The 19,977-nt window shown below is 68.8% G+C and carries 14 protein-coding genes; 2 read left to right on the forward strand and 12 right to left on the reverse strand.

Annotated features, from left to right (window positions below; genetic code table 11):
- Positions 1–167 precede the first annotated feature (167 nt).
- The 7 genes from P1P70_RS20990 to P1P70_RS21020 all read right to left on the reverse strand — a co-directional run bounded on the left by P1P70_RS20990 (position 168) and on the right by P1P70_RS21020 (position 13,057).
- Positions 168–1,454 (reverse strand): extracellular solute-binding protein, encoded by a 1,287-nt coding sequence (locus P1P70_RS20990; protein ID WP_319240029.1) that lies wholly within the window; start codon positions 1,452–1,454, stop codon positions 168–170.
- A 400-nt stretch (positions 1,455–1,854) separates the two neighbouring features.
- Entirely contained in the window at positions 1,855–4,620 is a 2,766-nt protein-coding gene (locus P1P70_RS20995) for a glycosyl hydrolase family 65 protein (RefSeq protein ID WP_319240031.1), read from the reverse strand.
- Positions 4,621–4,939: 319 nt separating this feature from the next.
- Entirely contained in the window at positions 4,940–7,201 is a 2,262-nt protein-coding gene (locus P1P70_RS21000; RefSeq protein WP_319240033.1) for a discoidin domain-containing protein, read from the reverse strand.
- A gap of 103 nt (positions 7,202–7,304) precedes the next feature.
- Entirely contained in the window at positions 7,305–8,180 is an 876-nt protein-coding gene (locus P1P70_RS21005; RefSeq protein ID WP_319240035.1) for a carbohydrate ABC transporter permease, read from the reverse strand.
- Positions 8,180–9,148 (reverse strand): sugar ABC transporter permease, encoded by a 969-nt coding sequence (locus P1P70_RS21010; RefSeq protein ID WP_319240037.1) that lies wholly within the window; start codon positions 9,146–9,148, stop codon positions 8,180–8,182. Before P1P70_RS21010 ends, P1P70_RS21005 begins: the two co-directional genes overlap by 1 nt.
- Before the next feature lie 40 nt (positions 9,149–9,188).
- Positions 9,189–10,487: an extracellular solute-binding protein gene (locus P1P70_RS21015; protein WP_319240039.1), complete on the reverse strand. Its 1,299-nt coding sequence runs from the start codon at positions 10,485–10,487 to the stop codon at positions 9,189–9,191.
- Positions 10,484–13,057, reverse strand: coding sequence for a beta-glucosidase (locus tag P1P70_RS21020; RefSeq protein ID WP_319240041.1), 2,574 nt, complete (start codon positions 13,055–13,057; stop codon positions 10,484–10,486). The genes P1P70_RS21015 and P1P70_RS21020 overlap by 4 nt, the downstream gene beginning before the upstream one ends.
- A gap of 236 nt (positions 13,058–13,293) precedes the next feature.
- Here P1P70_RS21020 and P1P70_RS21025 point away from each other — a divergent pair, with 236 nt between their 5' ends.
- The gene (locus P1P70_RS21025; protein ID WP_413471505.1) at positions 13,294–13,869 is read left to right on the forward strand and encodes a TetR family transcriptional regulator; all 576 of its coding nucleotides are present in this window, start codon (positions 13,294–13,296) and stop codon (positions 13,867–13,869) included.
- A 72-nt stretch (positions 13,870–13,941) separates the two neighbouring features.
- Here P1P70_RS21025 and P1P70_RS21030 read toward each other — a convergent pair whose 3' ends face one another.
- From P1P70_RS21030 to P1P70_RS21050, 5 genes are all read right to left on the reverse strand, one after another.
- Positions 13,942–15,123, reverse strand: a complete 1,182-nt coding sequence (locus P1P70_RS21030; protein ID WP_319240043.1) for a NosD domain-containing protein — start codon at positions 15,121–15,123, stop codon at positions 13,942–13,944.
- 47 nt (positions 15,124–15,170) lie between these two features.
- The gene (locus P1P70_RS21035) at positions 15,171–15,362 is read right to left on the reverse strand and encodes a hypothetical protein (protein ID WP_319240045.1); all 192 of its coding nucleotides are present in this window, start codon (positions 15,360–15,362) and stop codon (positions 15,171–15,173) included.
- A 41-nt stretch (positions 15,363–15,403) separates the two neighbouring features.
- Positions 15,404–16,309: a carbohydrate ABC transporter permease gene (locus P1P70_RS21040; protein WP_319240047.1), complete on the reverse strand. Its 906-nt coding sequence runs from the start codon at positions 16,307–16,309 to the stop codon at positions 15,404–15,406.
- Entirely contained in the window at positions 16,306–17,181 is an 876-nt protein-coding gene (locus tag P1P70_RS21045; RefSeq protein ID WP_319240049.1) for a sugar ABC transporter permease, read from the reverse strand. The genes P1P70_RS21040 and P1P70_RS21045 overlap by 4 nt, the downstream gene beginning before the upstream one ends.
- 62 nt (positions 17,182–17,243) lie before the next feature.
- Positions 17,244–18,587, reverse strand: coding sequence for an ABC transporter substrate-binding protein (locus P1P70_RS21050; RefSeq protein ID WP_319240051.1), 1,344 nt, complete (start codon positions 18,585–18,587; stop codon positions 17,244–17,246).
- A gap of 440 nt (positions 18,588–19,027) precedes the next feature.
- Here P1P70_RS21050 and P1P70_RS21055 point away from each other — a divergent pair.
- Positions 19,028–19,977, forward strand: a 950-nt coding sequence (locus tag P1P70_RS21055; protein ID WP_319240053.1) for a LacI family DNA-binding transcriptional regulator, incomplete at its 3' end; no start/stop codon positions are given.

Consider the following 19,977-nt stretch of genomic DNA (forward strand, 5'->3'; position numbering starts at 1 on the left):
CGCTTGGAGCTCGGGGGGTGCCGGTTCGTGGGCGGGTGCGGGTGCGGGTGCGTGGGGCTTCTCGCGCAGTTCCCCGCGCCCCTCGAAGAGCGGGGCTGCGCCCCTGACGATGGTTGACCAAACCGATTCCATAGAACGTCCGTACGAGGAATACACACGCTGTGGATTCAGCGGCCAGTGCCAATGCTGGTGGCCTTGGCTTGCAGGGCCTGCTGCGTTTGGGCAATCGTGGCCTTGCCGTCGGCGAGCTTCTCCAGTTCGCTGTCGATCACGTCGGCGATCTGGTGCCAGGTGGTGATGGCCGGCGGGCCGCTAGTGGCCTGCAGTTGGGTGTGGAAGGCTGCCAACCTGGGGTCGTCACCCTGCTTCGCCTCGTACCAGGCGCCGGCTACGGCGGGCAGGTTGCCGGAGGCGTCTGCGTAGGCGGCGATGTTGTCGACATCGATGAGGTACCTGACGAACTTCCACGCTGCGTCCGGGTTCCGGGCGTCCTTGAAGACCGCGAGGTCGCTCCCCGTGGCCAGGCCGGCGGCCTGCTCGCCCTTCGGCAGGGGCATGGTCTGCCACTTGCTGTCCGGCGCGGGGGCGTCGAGGTGGAAGTCGCCGCCGGTGCCGGCGGCGCCCCGCTGCACGGTGCCGATCAGCCCGTTCGGGAAGTTCTGCCCGGAGTCCGTCTCGTCTTTCGGGGACAGACCGTCCTTGAAAAATGCGCTGTAGTACTCCAGCGACTCGGTCACCGCGGGTGAGTCGAAGGTGAACTTCCTGGCGGTGGCGTCGTAGATGTTCCCACCCTGCTGCCACACCATCGGCAGCCAGAACAGCCAGGAGTTGCGGCCGGTCTGCACCTGGGTGGCATGGCGCAGCTTGGGGTTCTGCTTGCCCGCGGTGGCCTGGATGGCCTTCAGGTCCTTCAGGTGACCGGCCCAGTCCCTGGCCGGGGCGCCCTTGATGCCGGCCTTCGCCGTGATGTCGGTGCGGTAGTGGATCACCGAGGTCTCGGCGATGAACGGGACCCCGTAGGAAGTGTTCTTGTACGTCGTGGTGTCCCACGATCCTGGGAAGAACATCCACGGCCTGATCGAGGCCGGAGTGGCCCGCAAGCCGTTCGTCGCGGCCAGCTCCGTCATCCAACCGGAGTCGACCAGGGACAGGTCGGGGGTGTTGCCGTCGGCGATCGCGGTGATCAGCTTCTCGTGCGCGGCGTCCCACGGCACGGTGGTGATCCGCACCGTCACGCCCGGGTTCTGCTGCTCGAACTCCTTCGCCAGGCTCTCAAGGTCCTTGTCGGCCTTGTCACCCACGTACCACATGACCAGCTTGCCCTCACCGCTGTCGCTGGTGCTCCTCGCAGGGGCGTTGGCGTTCGTGGCGTAGTCGCTCCGGCTGCAGCCGGCGACCAGCAAAGCCACGGCGATGGTGGCGCAGGCAGTCTGCGGGGTTCTGGGGGTGCGCACGGGCAGGACTCCTTGCTGAACGGACTGTGAGGAACGAGAGGGGGCGGAAGGGGTGGGAGCGTGGGTGGTCGAGGCCGTCCCGTGGCTGCCCGTGCCTTGCTGGGAGCGGTCCTCAGCGGTCGGCTGCCCCCGGCCGCAGGCGGCGGCCGCCATCGACTGCGAAGGCGGCCGCCGGAAGCGGTCAGGTGTGCGGAGAATCAGGTGAGCCGGTCGCCGACAGTTCTCGTGGGAACACGGGCGATCACCTGTCGCTCGTCGCACGGGGCTGTCCTGGATGGTGACCAGTTCGCGAACCACCCCGGATGCGGCCGGCCGCCGGGCCGGCCCGGTCTGCCCTGACTTACAGACCGGGCCGGCGGTCACGGGGATCGCGGGTGGGTTGGATCCGCGCTTGTCCTGTCTACGAGTCGCATTGCGTCGCGTCGCCTGCCGGGTGCCTGGTGGGCACCTGCAGTGACGTGCCGGGCTTGACCTTGCGTATGTCGTCGCTGCCGATGCCGACGCGCACGGGAAGCGGTTTACCGGAGCGCAGGGTCAGCTTCGTCGTCTTCTGGCCGACGGACAGGTCGAAGGTACGCCCCTGCCACTTCACCTTCGTGATGTCGACGCCCGGCAGCTGCGGCGGCAGGAAGGGGTCGATGGTGACGGCGTCGGTTCCCCAGCGCATCCCGGTGAACCCGTAGAGGAATTCCTGCAGGTAGCCGCCCTGGCCGGTGGTGAAGTTGAATGCTCCGCCGTTGCGGGTCTCGTACCACTGGTTGAACGGTGCCGCCTGGTACGGCTCCGCGCTGTTGCGCAGGTAGTCGTAGACCTGGCAGCCCGGCGAGCCGAGGGCCGCGCCGTTGATGGCGGCGATCGCGTCCGTCATGGACGGGCCGCCCGGGTCGGTGTGCTCCTTGTAGTAGTCGAGGTCGTTCTGGGCCAGGCCGGGTGACATCGGTACGGCCCAGGGGTACTGCAGCAGGGTGACGTCGGCCTGCTTGACGGTCTGCCCGTCGTAGCCGTCGAACTCGGGGTGGATGTTCTTCTCGGTGTCGACCGGGATCTTCAGTCCGTCGGCGACCTTCTTCCACGCCGGGTCGGCTGTCCGACCGACGAGTTCGGCGGCGCGGATCGCGATACGCAGTGCCTCCTGCGCACTGGCGTTGGTGGTCACGCTGTTGTCGACGGGATAGTGGTACTCGTCCGGGCCCATGACGTCGTTGATGTCGTAGCCGCCGGAGGGGCTGGGTACGGCGCGGGTGGCCCAGTACTCGGCGATGCCCTTCAGCACCGGCCATGCCTTGTCCCGCAGCCACGCCTTGTCGCCGCTCGCCTGGTAGTACTGCCACTGCGCCAGGGCGATGTCGGAGTTGATGTGGATCTCGTACGTGCCCCAGGGGTCGGGGGCGGTCTCCTTGCCGGTCAGCGCGCTCTCCCAGGCGAACTTGGCGCCCTTGATCGGCTGGCTGGGCGTGGACAGCTTGGCGGCGTTCGCCTTGGCCCCGGGCAGCAGCTTCTGCCGGTAGGTGTTCGCCTCGTTGGCGATGTCGGGGTACTGGGCGAGCAGTGCCGGGTACATCCAGGTCTCCATGTCCCAGAAGACGTGACCGCTGTAGCCGTCCGAGGACAGCCCGCCCGGGCTGGTGCTCCAGGTGACGCCGGCGCGCATGCTCGCGAGCAGGTAGAACATGGACGCGTGGATCTGCGCGGTCATGGCGCTGTCACCGGGGATCGAGATGTTCGACTGCCACAGCCGTGACCATTCCTTGTTGTTGCGGGCGAGCAGCTGCTGGTAGCCGGCCTTGGCGGCGCGGGCGGCGGTACTCGCTGCGGCCTGCTGCGGGGTCGCGGCCTTGAGCGACCGGTCGGTGTCGACACTGGAAGCGATGCCCACGTACTTGGTGATCCGGTACGTCTGACCGGCACGGACCGGGAACACGGCGCTCTGTGCGGCGCCGCCGTCGGGTTCGTCCATCGCCTTGGTCGGCACGGCCTTGTCGTTGACGCGCAGTACCGAGTTGAGCCCGGCGGTGGCGAGCTTTCCGTCGGTGACGACGGTCTGCGAGAGGGTCGCCTTCTTGCTGTCCACCCGCGGCTTGGTGGTGGAGGCGCGGTGGAGGCCCCGGCCGTCGAACTCGTCCACGACGGTGGCTTTTCCGCTCCAGTGCGGTACGGCCCGGACGCTCACCGTGCCCAGGTGGCCCTCCGCGCGGTTGGCGTTGACCTCGTAGGCGAAGCTGGTCCTGTCGCCCGCGGGCGAGGTCCAGTCGAACGACGTGCTCAGCACGCCGGTGCGCAGGTCCAGCGACTGCCGGTACTTGCTGGTGGTGCCGACCGTGTCGGGGGCGATGTCGGTGGGAGGCTGTGCGCCGTCCGGGTACGCCGCGAGGTAGTCGACGTTCACCCGAGCCGTGTCACCCTCCTTGACGGTGATCTCGAGTGTGTTGTCACCCGCCGTCAGCGTCACCGGCAGGGTCAGCACCGACCAGTCGTCCCAACTGCCCGTGCTGGGCAGGGTCAGTTGCTGGAGCGTGCCGTTGACACCGAGGTGGACGGTCTGCGGGTCGCCGCTCCCGTTCGCGTACCGGATGGCGAGCGTGGCCTTGCCGGCCGGCGCGTCACGGATCGGAACGACGCCCCCGCCGCCGACCGTCGGGGTGCCGCCGTTGTTCAGGCCGGCCAGGTAGCCGCCCACGATCCCGCCCGGGTGGGAGTTCTCGACGAACGCGCCGCCGGAGATCTTCCCGTACGCGGCCGGGCACAGCTGCTTGAATCCGCAGGACCAGCTGCCGATGCCGTAGACACCGCCGCTGCCACTGCCGCCGAACCCGAGCGTGGTCCAACTCGGCAGGCCGGCCCGTTCCTCGGCCCCTTCCCAGGGAGCGCCGTAGAAGCCGGCCAGCTGGGACTGGGTGGTGATGGGCGTGCTGCTGAATCCGTGGCCCGCCGCGGGCACCCGCGCGGCGAGGTAGCCGTTGCCGACGAAGGTGGGGGCGTAGTTCTTCGAGGTGTCGGTCGTGCTCAGCACCCAGCCGTCGTCGCCGCCGGTCCTGTCCGGTTCGGGCGTGGACGAGGCGGGCACGACTGCCGTGCCCAGGAGGAGGCCGGCCAGGGCCAGCCCGACGGACGCCGTCCTCCTGGTGGTACGTGTGCGGGCACGTGGTCCGACGGTCGCCGACGGCATCGTGGACTGTGTGGTCCGGAAGCGGCCCGGAACGCCGACTCTGGCACGGTCACCCGGACTGAGCACCACGGATGCCGCTGACACGACGGATGTCGCCGCGCCCGTGAAACGGGCCCAGGTCGACCTGCGGCGCGGGGTACCGAGCCTCATTCCTGTGTCGCCTACGGTCTCGCCGTATTCCATTTCCTTCATCGAAACGCCACCTCCTCGGGGTGGTATGCGTGGCTGGGTCACACGGGCCTGCCATGCGGCTCGCAGAGCGGTGTCGCGGTGTATGACCCGGACCACGAGGGGGAGTTGTGGGGGCTGGGGTTCGGGTTCAGGCCGAACGCGTGGTGAAGATCGCGGCGGCACCGACGGGCAGGCGGTAGCTGTACGTCGTGCCGCCCCACGGGACGTCGAACGTGGCCGTGCGCGGGCCGGGGTTGTAGACGGCTGTCAGTCGGGTGCCGTCGGGCAGTGCCGCGCTCTTGCGCTGGACCCCCTTGGTCGCGCTCGCGCTTGAGGTGGCCTTGCCGTCGGGGGCGAGGACGGAGACGTCGTGGATGGACCACCAGCTGCCCGAGTCGGCCTTGTTGACCACCCGGATGTAGCGGGCGGTGGTCGTGGGCAGCTGGATGCGGGTCACGGTGCTGCCGGGACCGGTGGCGATCGGCTTGCCCCAGGTGGTGCCGTCGTCGGAGGTGTACACCTCGTACCGGCGGACGAAGTCGCCGGAGGAGGCGGTGCTGTCCAGGACGAGCTGGTCGAAGGTCCGGGTGAAGCCGAGGTCGAGCTGGAACCAGTCCCCCGACTGCATGCCGTGGCCCAGGCTCCAGCGGGTGGACGCGTCGCCGTCGATGGCCTTGGACGGCGGGTCGTCCGAGCTGCTCGCGGAGGCTGTCGCCTGCCAGCCGTCGCGGGACAGGGCGCTCTCGCCGGTGGGCGGGGTGAAGGAGGCGCCGGTGGGCAGGGTGTGGCCGAGCCACTGGTGGCCTACGCGTACCTGGGGCTGCTGGGCGAGCAGGCCGCTGTCGTAGCTGATCAGGGCCTGGGTTCCGTCGGCGTTACGGAAGGGGATGTCGACCGAGCCGATGGCGGACGGATCGGTGCTGCCGTGCTGGGTGCCGGTCCAGGTGAAGGTGGCGGCTGCTCCGGCAGCGAGCGCGTAGGTGAAGGTGCGGTTGCCCCAGCGGACGGTGAAGGTGCGCTTGGTGGTGCTGGAGTTGTAGGTGATCAGCGCGGTGGAGCCGTCGGGGTTGGTGAAGGCGACGTCCTCGAGGTCGCCCTTGCCGAAGCTGTTGGAGGCGACGCGGTGGGCGCCGGGCTGGACGAACTTGCTGGCCTGGGCCAGGCCCCAGTAGTCGGCCGTCGGCTTGTACGCGTAGGTGCCGTCGGCGTTCCGGGAGACGGTCACCACCGGGCGGCAGCCCTGGCAGCCGTTGTTGGTGGGGCCGCCGGCGCCGTCGAGGGCGATGTTCCAGCGGATGATGCTCTTCGCCCAGTTCCGCGGGCCGTTGATGATGTTGTCCATCGTTCCGGCGAAGGTGGCGCCCGCGTCGGTGCCCTCCCAGCTGCCGCCCGAGCACTCGCTCTGGAAGGCGGGCTTGTTCGGGTAGTCGTTGTGGACGACGGACTGCGCCGAGACCTCGCCGGCGTAGCAGTGCCAGGCCGTACCGGCGACGTTCTTCGCGCTCGCCGTGTCGGTGTACAGGGACTCGGGGTAGCTGGTGACGTCCCAGTTGTGGTCGTAGCCCAGGATGCCGGTGGACAGGTGCTGCTTGCGCAGGGTGGGGGCGAGATGGTCGTTGATGAAGGTCTTGGCCTGGTCCGCCGTCAGGCTCGCGCTCGGGTAGGCGGACGTGTCGTGCAACGGCTCGTTCTGCGGGGTGACGTAGCGGACCGGGACCCCTGCCGCCTTGTAGGCCTTGAGGAACTTGGCGAAGTAGTCGGCGAGTTGCTGGTAGGCGGCGGGCCTGATCTGGCCGCCGTTCATCGTGTCGCCGGTCTTCATCCACCCGGGCGGGCTCCACGGGGTGGCCATGACGGTCAGCTGCGGGTTGAGCTTCCGGGCCTGCTTCAGCAGCGGGATGGTGTACGACCGGTCGTGGTCGATGGAGAAGTCGGCCAGCGTGGGGTCGCTCTCGCCGGCCGGCATGTCGTCATAGGAGTAGTTGCCGTTGACGGTGAAGTCGGTGGCGCCCATGGGCTGGCGCAGGAAGCTCAGGCCGATGCCGTCCTTGCGGCTGAACAGGTCGCGCATCAGGGCGTTGCGCTGCTTGGTGCTGAGCTTGGTGCCGACCAGCCACGCGGAGGAGTCGGTGAAGGAAGCCCCGAAGCCGGTCATCTGCTGGTACTTGCGGGTGGTGTCGACCGTGATGGTCGAGGGCCCCGAGGAGGCCGAGCCGGTCTTCCAGGTAACCGGCGCCTGCTTGGACAGGTAGGTGCCGGTGGAGGGGTTGGTCAGCCACACCGATGCCTTGCCGAAGGCGGTACTGGCGGAGGCCGGGGTGGCGGCCGGGAGCGCCGGGAGGGTCGCGAGCAGGGCGGCGACGGTGGTGGTCAGGGCTGTCCGGCGCCGTTGCCGGGTGGTGGTTCGCATGGTGCGGCTCCTTGCATGACGGCCGTGCACGGCGGCGCGCGTGCATGACAGGGGTGGTGCGAAACCGGCGCGTGGGGCCCGGGTAAGGGCGCCGGAGCTGGGGTCACTTCAGACCGGTCGTGGCAATGCCGGCGACGAAGTGGCGCTGGAAGAGGAGGAAGACGATGGTCACCGGGAGCAGGACGACGACGGCGCCGGCGAGCAGGATGCCGAAGCGGGTGAAGTCCTGTCCGCTGCTGGCCAGGGCGAGGCCCACGGGGAGGGTGTACTGGCTCTCGTTCTGGGCGACGACCAGCGGCCACAGGAAGTTGTTCCAGGAGCCTAGGAAGGTGATGATCCCCAGCGTGGCGAGGGCGGGCCGGGTCAGCGGGAGAATGATCTTCCAGAAGATGGCCAGCTCACGGCAGCCGTCGACACGGGCGGCGTCGATCAGCTCGTCGGGCAGGGTGGAGATGAACTGCCGCATCAGGAACACCCCGAACGGGGTGGCCAGGAACGGCAGGATCAGCCCGAGCAGGGAGCCGGTCAGCTTCATGTTGGCCACAAGCACGTACAGCGGTACGAAGGTGACCAGGCCCGGCACCATCAGCGTGGCCATGACCAGGCCGAACACCGCGCGTTGTCCGCGGAATTCGAGCTTGGCGAGGGCGTAGCCGAGCATGGAGCAGAAGATCAGGTTCCCGGCGGTGACGGCCAGGGCGACGATCACGGAGTTGGCGAACATCGTGGTGAAGTCGAGGCTGCTGAAGAGTTCGCGGTAGTTCTCGAGCGTGGGGCTGGTGGGGATCAGGTCCGGCGGGATTCTGCGGATGTCGCCCTCGGACTTGAACGCGCTGGACAGCATCCACAGGAACGGCGTGACCATGAGCAGCAGCAGGCCGCTGAGCGGCAGGTAGAGCCAGGGGCGGCCCCACTCCTGGCGGATGCGGCGGCGTCGTAGCACCTTGGCGGTGTCGATCGTGGTGGTGGTCACGGGCATCAGTCCTTGTCCCGCAGCATGCGGAACTGCAGCACGGTCAGGGCGATGATCAGGACGAAGACGACATAGCCGGCGGCCGAGGCGACGCCGTAGTTGCCGTTGCCGAACTGCTTGTAGGCGTACAGCGTGGCCGACAGGGTGGAGTCCAGCGGGCCGCCGTCGGTCATGACGAAGGGTTCGTCGAAGAACTGCAGATAGCCGATGCCGGTGGTGACGGCGGTGAGGAGCAGGGCGGGGCGCAGCAGTGGGAAGGTGACCCGCCAGAACCGCTGCCAGGCTCCGGCGCCGTCGAGTTCGGCCGCCTCCATCAGCGACTGGGGCACGGACTGCAGACCCGCCAGCATGATGATCATGACCGTGCCGAGATTGCGCCACACGGCCATGAGGATCATGACGGGCAGGGCGAACCGCGTGTCGGCAAGCCAGGCCGGGCCGTCGATCCCGAACCAGGCGAGGACGGTGTTCACCAGACCGGCGTGGGGTTCGAGGAGGGTCTTCCACACCACGGCGACGGCCACGATGCTGGTGATCACCGGAAGGTAGAAGCCGACCCGGAAGAGGGCGCGGAAACGGCGGATGCCGCTGTCGAGGGCGACCGCCGCGGCGAGCCCGGCGGCCAGTGTCAGGGGCAGGGACACCAGGACGAACACACCGGTGTTGCGCAGGGCGGTGTAGAACTGCGGGTCCTCGAAGAGCCGTACGTAGTTGTCGAAGCCGGTGAACGCCACGTTCAACGGCGTGCGCAGGTCGGCGCTCTGGGTGTCGGTCAGGCTCATCAGCGTCGACCAGACGACCGGCAGCAGCATGAAGGCGAGGAACAGGGCGAGGAACGGGGCGGCGAGGACCCAGGCGGCGCGGGTCTGGCGGCCTCGCGCGGTGCTGCGCCGCCGCGAGGGAGTGGCCGCCGGCTGCTTGCCGGCGGTGTCCCCCTCCTGGGTGCCGTGCCCCGCGAGAGTGGTCGTGGGCATCGTGGTCATCCGTCCGTACGAGGGATGCGGGTGTCGGCGCTCAGCGGCCGGTGCCGATGCTGGTGGCCTTGGACTGCAGGGCCTTCTGCACGTCGGCGACGGTGGCCTTGCCGTAGGCGAGCTTCTCCAGTTCGGAGTCGATGGCATCGGCGATCTGCTGCCAGGTGGTGATGGCCGGCGGCGCCTTGGTGACCTTCAGCTGGGTCTCGAAGGCGGCCATCTTCGGGTTCTGGCTCAGCTCGCCCTGCGACCAGGACCCCACGGCGGCGGGCAGGTTGCCGGACGCCTCCCCGTACTCGGCGAGGTTCTTCGGCTCGGTGAGGAACTGGACGAACTTCCAGGCCGCGTCGGCGTTCTTGGCGTCCTTGAAGACCGCCAGATCGCTGCCGCCGGCCAGCCCGGCCGCCTGTGTGCCCTTCGGCAGCGGCATGGTCTGCCACTTGCTGTCCAGGTCGGGGGCGTTCTTGTGGAGGTCCCCGCCGGTGCTGGCGCCCTGCTGAACGGTACTGATCAGCCCGTTCTGGATGTTCTGGCGGGCGTCGGTCTTGTCGTTCGGCGTCAGCTTGTCCTTGAAGACGCCGCTGTAGTACTCCAGGGCCTTGGTGACCGCGGGCTTGTCGAACGTGAACTTCTTCGCGCCGGCGTCGTAGATGTCGCCGCCCTGCTGCCAGACCATCGGCAGCCAGAACAGCCAGGAGTTGAAGCCGACCTGGAGCTGGGTGGCGTTGCGCAGCTTGGGGTTCTGCTTGCCCGCGGTGGCCTGGATGGCCTTGAGGTCCTTCAGGTAGCCGTCCCAGTCACCGGCGGGAGCGCCCTTGATGCCGGCCTGGGTGGTGATGTCGCTCCGGTAGTAGATCACCGAGGTGTCGGCGGTGAACGGGACACCGTAGGAGGTGTCCTTGTACTTCGTGGTGTCCCACTGGCCGGGGAAGAAGGCGGACTCCTCGAACGAGGCCGGGGTGGCCTGGAAGCCCTTCATAGAGGCCATCTCGGCCATCCAGGTGGAGCCGATCAGGGACATGTCCGGGGTGTTGCCCCCGGCGATCGAGGTCGTGAGCTTCTCGTGCGCGGCGTCCCACGGCACCGCGGTGATCTGGACCGTCACGTCCGGGTTCTGCTGCTCGAACTTCTTCGCCAGGCCCTGCAGGTCCTTGTCGGCCTTGTCGCCCATGGACCACATGACCAGCTTGCCCTTGGCCTTGCCGCTGCCGATCTTCGCCGGGGCGTTGTCGGCGGCCGAGGAGTCGTCGCTGCGGCCGCAGCCGGTGGCCAGCAGGGCCGCCGCCACGGTGGCGCAGGCGATCTGAAGGGTTCTGGTGGCGGGACGGGGGATGCTCATGATTGCGGCTCCTTGCGGTCGTGCTGATGAGGGCGGCCGTCGTCGACGGTCACTTCGGCGGTGAGATGCGGATCGCGGCTGGACCGTCCGACATGCAGGCGGTAGCGGCCGGGCGGGGTGTGCCACGCGCTCGTCTCGCCGTCCCAGATCTCGAAGGCGCGGGCGGGCACGTGCACCTCGGCGGTGACGCGTTCGCCGGGTGCCGCGTGGATCGTGGCGAAGCCGGCGAGCAGGCGCACCGGCCGGTCGGAGCCGTCCTGCGGCGGCTCCAGGTAGACCTGGACGACCTCACGGCCGGCCCGGGGGCCGGTGTTGGTCAGTGCCACGGTCAGATTGAGCCCGTCTCCGCCTGCGGGGCCGGTCGGGGAGGCGGCGGAGACGGGAGTCGGGGAGAGGGTCACGGACTCGTACGTCCACCGGGTCCAGCCCAGACCGTGACCGAACGGGAAGGCGGGGACGAGCCCGTCCCGGTCCCAGGCCCGGTGACCGACGTGGACGCCCTCGGCGTAGTCCACGATTCCGTCGCGGGGGCGGGCGTCGGGGACGGGGACGTCCTCGGCGCGGGCGGGCAGCGTCCACGGCAGTCGGCCCGACGGCTCGGTACGGCCCAGCAGCACATCGGCGAGCGCGTGCCCGGCTTCCTGGCCCGGCAGCCACCCCCAGAGCAGCGCGGGGGCTTCGTCGGCCCAGGGCAGCAGCACCGGGGCGCCGGCGTTGACGACCACGACGGTGCGCGGGTTGGCGGCGATCACCTTGCGGACCAGGTCGTTCTGGTGGCCGGGCAGGTCGAGGCCGGCGCGGTCCCAGCCCTCGGACTCGACCTCCTCGTTGGTGCCCACCACCACGACGGCCACATCGGCCGCCTGAGCTGCCGCGACGGCTTCGGCGATCTCCTCGTACGGGGTCGGCCCGGGCGGGGCGTGCCGGACCTGGGCCGTGACGAATCGGCCATAGCCACCGGCGTCCACGACGGTGAGGTCCAGGACGAGGGTGAGCTTGCGCCCTTCCGACCCGGCCTCGATCTCGATCCCCCGCCGGGGCGGGTGGTTGTGGCTGGACTCCAGCACCAGCTCCACTCCCCGGTCGTCCTCGCCGGCCAGGACCTCCTCGCCGTCGACGCTCACGCTGAACCGCCCTGAGCAGCCGAATTCCAGGCGGTGCGTGCCCGGTTGGGTCAGGGTCAGCTCCGTGCGCAGCAGCACTCGGGCGATCGCCGGGCCGAAGCCGTCGTACGTGGTCCAGTCGCCGGTGGCACGGACCTCGCCGCCTACGCGGTTGCCGTCGGCGTCCAGGTGGTCGGCGCGTATGCCCGTCGCGCCGCTGCCGGGGTCGGTGAGCAGTTCGGCGGAGGCGTACGGCAGACGGAGGCGGGCGTCGCCGCCCCGGTGCACGGTCAGCTGGACGTCCTCGGGGAGCGCGGCGCGCAGCCCTTCCTCGTAGGACACGGTGCGCACCGCCGGGACGAAGGCGCTGCCGCCGCCCTGGAGGTACGGCGCGACGGCGTTGGGGCCGATCAGCGCGACGCTGCGGACGCCGTCCGCGGTCAGCGGCAGCACGTCCGCCTCGTCGCGGAGCAGCACCGTGCCCCGGGCGGCGACCTCGCGCAGCAGCCGGAACTCCTCCGGAGTGGGCGCGGCCGGGACGGGGGGCGGGGTCGGGACGGAAGCCTGCCCCGGCTCGTCGAGCCGGCCGACGCGCCGGGCCAGCCGCAGCAGCCGGAGCACCTTGTCGTCGACGAGTTGCTCGTCCACCTCGCCCGCGCGCACGGCCTCGGCAAGGGGGCGGCCCCACAGGGGCTCGGGGCCGGGCATCGCCAGATCCAGTCCGCCCACCGCCGAGGCCACGGTGGACCGGGTCGCGGCCCAGTCACTGACCACGGGCCCGTCATACCCCCACTCCCCCTTCAGTACCTCGCGCACCAGCCGCGTGTGCTCGGTCATCGGCGCGGACTCGGTCCCGTCGTCGACACCCGAGTACGCGGCCATGACGCTCCACGGCGCGGCCTCGGCGAGGACCTGCTCGAAGGGGGCCAGGTAGACCTCCCGGAGCGTCCGCTCGTCCAGCCGGGCGCGGTACTCGGTGCGGTCGGTCTCGGAGTCGTTGGCCACGAAGTGCTTGAGGCACGCGCTCACACCCCGGCTCTGCAGGCCGCGTACGACGGCGGCTGCCAGAGTGCCGGTGAGCAGGGGGTCCTCGGAGAAGTACTCGAAGTGCCGCCCCGCGACCGGGGTGCGCTGAAGGTTGACCACCGGAGCCAGCACCACGTCGACGCCCTTGCGGCGGGCCTCCGTGGCGAACAGCTCCCCGAGCCGCTCGGCGAGCTCGGTGTCCCAGGCCGCTGCCAGCGCACTCGGCGCGGGTGCCAGCAGGCCGGTCTCGTCCGGGTCGTCGCCGGTCCCCCGTACGCCCTGCGGGCCGTCGGACATCGTCACCGCGGACAAACCCAGCCGGGGCTCTGCCGGGAGTCTCCACAGGTCGGCGCCGGTCAGCAGCCGGACCTTGGAGTCCAGGTCCAGGTCGCGGACACGGTCACGGAGTTCGGTGTCATCGGGGAGGGCAGGGCGGCTCATGCTCGTCCTTCCAGGCCGCGGCGCGGCACGAAGCGGGCGGAACGGAGAGCAGAAAAGCACACTCACTAAGTACTTAGTAAGTCCTTGTGCGTAAGTTCTTTCTCCGGTTTGATCGGAAGGTGACCACCGACAGACAGCCCAGCAGACTCCGCACGACGAGCGGGAGCACGCCGAACGGGCAGCGGCAGCCCCGCGCGGGAAAGAGCCTCAGAGCCCAGCAGCGACGGCACGAGATCCTGCAGATCGCCGTGGACACCTTCGCGGCGCGCGGCTACAACAACGCCTCGCTCCAGGAGATCGCCGACCGCGCCGGAGTCACCCAGGCCGGCGTCCTGCACTACTTCCGTTCCAAGGCCCAGCTGCTCACCAGCGTCCTGGACCTGCGCGACGCCACCGACATCGAACAGCTCGGCCCCGACCGTCCCCGCGGCCTGGCCTTTCTGCGCCACCTCGTCGACACCGTCCGCCGCAACACCGAACGCGAAGGCATCGTCCGGCTGTACGCGGTCCTCTCAGCCGAGAGCGTCACCGAAAACCACCCCGCCCAGGACTACTTCCGCGACCGTTACGCCGGCCTGCGCACCTTCGTCACCGAGGCCCTCGCCGAAGCATGCGAACGCGGCGAGACGCACCCCGACCTCGACCTCGAAGACGCGGCCAACGCCATCATCGCCGTCATGGACGGCCTCCAGATCCAGTGGCTCCTCGCCCCCGACTCCGTCGACATGGCCGCCTCCACCGACCGGGTCATCAACGCCCTCCTGGGCGGCTTGGCCGACAAGCCCGATCAACAGCGTCCGACGGCCTTGTGAGGGGTCTCGCATGCAGATGCGCGGACACGGAGACTCTGCCGGTGCACTCCGTGCCCGCGCTCGGGCGGCCGTTCAGGGCGTGGCTACGAGCGCGTAGTCGGTCGTGTACGCCTGGAGTTGGTCGCTGGTGCCGGTGTAGAGGAGCTTCGTCTTGGTGGTGGAGGAGTCGAGGACGATTTTGACGCCGACGTTGGCCTTGATGTTGTTGGTGGCCAGGTAGTTGCGGTCGCCACCGGCGACGAGGACGAGCGTCGGGTCGGCTCCGGACGGCGTGATGTTGCCGGCCGGGACGGAGAAGGAGAACTGGTTGGCGGTCACGGAGTTGTCGCTGCCGTTGATGTGGACGAGCCCGTAGAGGTCGTCGTAGCGGGTGCTGGTGCCGTCGCCGTGGACGCGGCGGAAGTGGTTGCCGGAGATCAGGTTCTCCGAGCTGCCGTTCGTCAGGGCGATCATGCTGGGGAAGTTGCTGAGCAGCTTGTTGGCGGAGATGTTGCAGCGGTTGGAGTTGATGAGCGTGATGTTGCAGGCCCACAGGATGGTGTTGCCGGAGATGAGGATGCCCTCGGCGTTCTCCGCGAAGACCGAGTAGCCCGCCCAGGCGCTGATCAGGTAGTTGTTGGTGATCTTGGCGACCTGTGAGGCACCCGTGAGGGAGATGCTCGTGCCGCACTCGGCGACGAAGTTGTTGGTGAAGCTGCAGGCGTCCGCACCCCGGACCACCATGGCCTGGGTGAGGTAGACGAAGCCCATCCCCTCGAAGCGGAACGAGTCGTTGTCCGACTGGACCGAGATGCCGATCTTGTGGTTGCCCTCGACGTACGGCTTGGTGGACGCCACGCCGTCGATGCAGAAGTCCTGGAAGACGATGCCGTTGAGCCGGCCGACCTCGGCGGGCGCGCCGGAACGCTGGACGAGGAACGCCTCGTTGTTGCCGTCGGTGTGCTTGACCCGGATGTGGCTGGAGCCGGGCTGCACCTCGATCCACTTGCTCGTGTCGGAGGTGTCGTCGTGGATGGCCCGGGAGAGGAAGCCGTGTCCGGAGCCCTTGATCGTCAGGAAGCTGACGTCGATGACGACGCGGGTGAGCAGGTCGTAGTGGCCCGGCGGGATGTAGATGACGGCGCCGGGTCTGGTGTTCTGGGTCTTCTGCTTGGACTTGATGTCGGCGACGATCTCGTTGATCACCTTGCCGATGTCCTTGTGCGGGGAGACGCTGCCGTTGAAGGTGGTGACGTCGTAGACGGTGCGGGCCACGGGGTGTCCTTCCGGTTGAACGTTGCTGCGCGGGGAGTGGGGCCAGGTCAGAGGAGTCCGACGATCGAGGCGTACGACGGATGCGGGTCGGCCTCGGGTTCGGCCGACCCGGGGCGTTCCGGTACGGCAGCGGCGGCCGGCTGCAGTGGGGCGGCGGTCAGGAACGCCACGGTGGTCAGGGCCGCGGCGCCTCTGAGCAGGGTGCGGCGGGACGGGGCGGGTGGTTGGTCAGGGTGCATGACGGCTCCTCGCGAACCGGTGAGATGGGTGTGCACGGGGGTCAGCGGACGGCGCCCGCGGTCATGCCCGCGATGACCTGCTTCTGGAAGCCCGCGTAGATCGCCAGCTGCGGCAGCAGGACGAGGGTGGCGGACGCCATCATGGCGCCGTAGTTGACGCTGTAGACGCCCTGGAACTGGGAGACGCCGAGGGAGACGGTGGTCATGTTCGGGTCGTTGATGAGGGTGACCGCGAAGGGGAACTCGTTCCAGACGTAGATGACGTTGAGGATCGCGAGGGTGGCGATGACCGGCCGCATCAGCGGGAAGACGACCTTCCACGCCATGCGCCACAGCCCGACCCCGTCCATCACGGCGGCCTGCTCGATCTCCTCGGGGAAGTCCCGCAGGAAGCCGGTCAGCAGCAGGATGTTGAAGGGGATCGTCACCGCGACGTACGGCAGGATCAGGGCGAAGTAGGTGCCGAACAGGCCGAGGGCGATGTCGAGCCGGTACACCGGGAACAGCAGGATGTACACGGGGATGGCGAGGCCGGCCAGGAAGTAGAAGCGCAGGGTGTTCTGCGTGCGGCGCCGACCGCTGCGGAAGACCATACGGGTGAGCGCGAAGGCGGCCATGTAGGAGATGACCAGCCCGACCGTCACCGAGACGACGGCCAGGATCAGGGTGTTCTTGTACATCACCAGCAGGTTGAGGGTCTCCAGGGCCTGCTGGTAGTTGGCCAGGGTGAGATTGCTCAGCGAGAACGGGTCGTTGAGGATGGTGTCGTTGGTCTGGAACGACAGCAGCACGATCCACAGCAGCGGGAACAGGATCACGAAGGTGATCAGGTAGGCGACCGCCGAGACCACGATCCTGCCGCGGCTGCGGCGTCGCGGCCTGCTCTCGGTCCCGCCGGTGGCGGCCCGGGAGGCGAGTGGCGTCTTGACCTCGGTGTCGATGCTCAACGGACTTCTCCCTTGCGGCGGTTGCCGAGGAACGTGGCCGCGGAGGCGAGGGTGCCGACCACGAACACCACCACGGCAAGGGCCATGCCGTAGCCGTACTGCTGAGTGGTGAAGGTGATGTGGTACATGTAGCTGACCATGACCTCGGAGAGGTGGACGGGTCCGCCGCCGGTGAGGGCGTAGACGAGTTCGAAGACCTTGAAGACGCCGGTGACGACGAGCGCGGTGACGATGCCGAACGTCTCGCGCATCATCGGGATCTGGATGTGCCGCAGCTGCTGCCAGCGGCTGGCGCCGTCCAGGCTGCTGGCCTCCATCACGTCACGGGGCAGCATGCGCAGGCCCGCGTAGAAGATGGTCAGGACGAACCCGATCTGCTGCCACAGGTAGACGAAGCCGATCGAGTACGGGCTGAGGGTGGGGCCGCCGATCCACTGCGGGTGCGCGGGCACCCCGATCGCCAGCAGGAAGGCGTTCACCAGGCCGATCTTCGGGTCCAGGATGAAGATCCAGATCAGTCCGACGAGGATCGGCGCGATGATCGCGGGGGCGAAGACGAGTGCCCGCATCGCGCCGCTGCCCTTCACCCGGCCGCTGAGCAGGATGGCGAGCAGGAAGCCCAGGGGGATCAGCAGGAACAGGGCGATGCCGAGGATGATCCCGGTGTTGCGCATCGACGTCCAGAACGCGTCGTCCTGGCCCATCTGCTGGTAGTTGTCGAGGCCCGCGAAGCCGTTCGCCGAGACGCCGTCGAAGTGGGTGAAGCTGTAGTAGAGCGAGTACAGGATCGGATAGATCATGTACAGGCTGTAGATGATCAGGGCCGGCGCGACCATGAGGGTGAAGTGCCGGCGCGTGGTGAGCCAGTTCATGCTGTTCCCGTCGTCCGGGCCCGCGCGCCGCCCCGTGCGGCACGCAGGCGCCGGCAGCGTGACTACTTGATGGTCTTCTGGACGTTCTTCACGGCCTCTTCGGGGCTGAGGCTGCCGCCCATCACGCCGTAGAAGCTGTCGTACATGGCGCTCGCGGTGGCCGCGGAGACGACCAGGTCGGGCTGGGCCTTCGGGCTCTTCCAGCCGGGCTTGGTGGTTTCGGCCAGGACGGCGGCGAAGACCGAGTTCTTCGCGGCGTCGACGTCCGGCTCGTACGTCGTCACCGGCGGCTGGGCGTTGTCGACGAGGATCTTCTGGCCCGCGTCGCTGTAGTAGAACTGGATGAACTCCTTCACCGCGGCGTACTTCTTCTTGTCGTCCTTGACCTTGGCGCTGACCACGAACGGCGCCGAGGGCACGTTCATCACGAGCTTCTGCTCGCCGACACCGTCGGAGAAGGTGGGCCCGGCCCAGAAGCCGGTGTCCTTGCCCACGGTGCTCTTCTGGATCTTCGCCGCCTCCCAGACGCCCGCGTCCAGGAAGGCCGCCTTGCCGTCCGTGTAGGAGGCGACGGCCTGGGCGTAGGTCTGGGTGTTCATGTTGGAGGGGAAGGCACCGGCCTTCGCGAGCTCCTCCACGTGCTCGTACAGGCGCAGGAAGTCGGCGTTGTCGTAGCTCGCCTTGCCGGACAGGATGTCCTGGTACTTCGCCTCGTAGCCGAAGCGGTCGAGCATGGTCAAAAACGCCCAGACGCTGAACGAGGAGTTGTTCGCGCCCTGCGCGATCGGCGTCACGCCGGCCGCCTTGAGCTTCTTCACCGCGGCGAGCAGGTCCTCGAAGGTCTCCGGGACGGCGATCCTGTGTTCGTCCAGGATGGCCTTGTTGTAGTAGAAGCCGGTGACCAGCGCCTGGTACGGCAGGCCGTACTGGACGCCGTCCTGCTGGAAGCCGGCGAGCATGCTCGGAGCGAACTTCGCCTCGAGGTCGTTCTCGGCGAGGATCGGGCTCAGATCCAGCAGGTCGTCGCTCTTGACCATGGTCTTCGCGAGCGAGTCGTAGACCCAGAAGATCTCCGGCAGCGTGCCGCTCTGGGCGGCGATGGTCATGCGCTGCTCGTGCTGGTCGACCGGCTGGCCCTCCAGCTTGATCTTCATGTCGGGGTGCTTCTTGTTGAACTCCTGCACCATCTGCCAGGTCGCCGGGTCCTGGGTCTTGCTGTCCGGGTTGTGCATGGACAGCGTGATCAGGCCGTCCGACGACGATCCGCCCGCCGTGTTCACCGCGGAACCGCAGGCCGTGGCGGTGACGAACAGGGTGCTCGCGGTGGCGGTGAGCAGGAGTCGGCGCGAGATGCCAGAGGGCCGTCTCGACGTCGTCTGGGACGCGGGCTGAGGGGAGGTCGCCATGGTGCTGTTGCCTTCCGGGAACTGGGCGGGGAGGCGGAACCGGCGTGGGGGTGGCAGGGCTCCGGAGAGATGTTCGGTATTGGTGCAGGCCGTCTGTTCCGGCAGGGATGTCCGGTGTGCTCGAATGTTCGGCATTGGGGCGGCTCTGCGGTCGTGGACGCAAACGTTTCGATGAAAGGTGCCTCGCGAGCCCCGGCGTGTCAATACCGTGTGACGAAGAAGTTTCCAGCGAGGGGTTGATCGATGCTGGCCACAGTCATTGACGGCCCGCGTCGCGGCGTGCGAAGGTCTGCGCAATCGTTTCGATGAACCGTGCGGGTGAGTGAAACGAGCGGACGGCGAACCGGCCCCTTCAGATGGACCGGTGGACCGTATGGCGCTATGCAGTTACGGACCGGATCACTGATCGGTCCGACGACACGAGGAGGCGGCGAGCGGCAGTGGCCACGATCTCCGACGTTGCACGGATGGCGGGCGTCTCCACGTCCACCGTGTCGCACGTCATCAACGGCACACGGCCGGTCCGGGACGAGACCCGCGTCCGCGTCGAGGAGGCGGTCAAAGCCACCGGGTACCGGCGCGACAGCCTGGCCCGGGCGCTGCGCCGCTCCCGCACCGACTCCATCGGGCTGATCCTGACGGATGTCGCCGAGCCGGCCTTCGCGGCGATGGCCCACGGTGTCGAACGGGAGGCCATGGGCGCCGGCCTGACCGTGCTCCTCGCCAACTCTGGCGAGGACGCGGAGCTGGAGGCCCGGGCACTGGAGGTCCTCGCCGAGCGCCGGGTCGACGGCCTGGTCATCGCCCCGGTCGCCCGCTCTCACCGGGAGGCGATCACCGCGGTCATCGACCAGGGCACCCCGGTCGTCCTGATCGACCGCCTCAACGGGGTCAAGGCCGACCAGGTGGGCGTAGAGAACACCGCACCCATGCGGGAGCTGGTGCTGCACCTGGTGCAACGGCACGGCCACCGGCGGATCGCGCTCGCCGCGGGCGACACGGCCGTGTCCACCATCTCCGAGCGGCGGCGCGGCTACCTCGAAGCACTCGACGAGGCGGGCATCGACGTCGACGACACCCTGATCGTCACCGGCAGCGGCCGGGCGGACGACACCCGCGAGCGCATGGCCGGTGTCCTGCGTCAGCAGCGGCCGTCGGCGGTGGTCGCAGCCAGCACCCAGACGGCGGTGGGCGTGCTGGCGGCGGCCAAGGGACTGGGCCTGACCACCCCCGAGGACTTCGCCTTCGCCGCCTTCGACGCCTTCCCCCACACCGATCTCTTCCGCCCGGGCATCACGGCGGTCGCCCAACCGGCCAACGAGATCGGTGTCACCGCGATGCAGCTGCTGCTCAGCCGCATCGACGGCACCCTCACCACCCGCCCCCGGAC

It is taken from the genome of Streptomyces sp. MB09-02B (assembly GCF_033794485.1).
GTDB lineage: Bacteria > Actinomycetota > Actinomycetes > Streptomycetales > Streptomycetaceae > Streptomyces.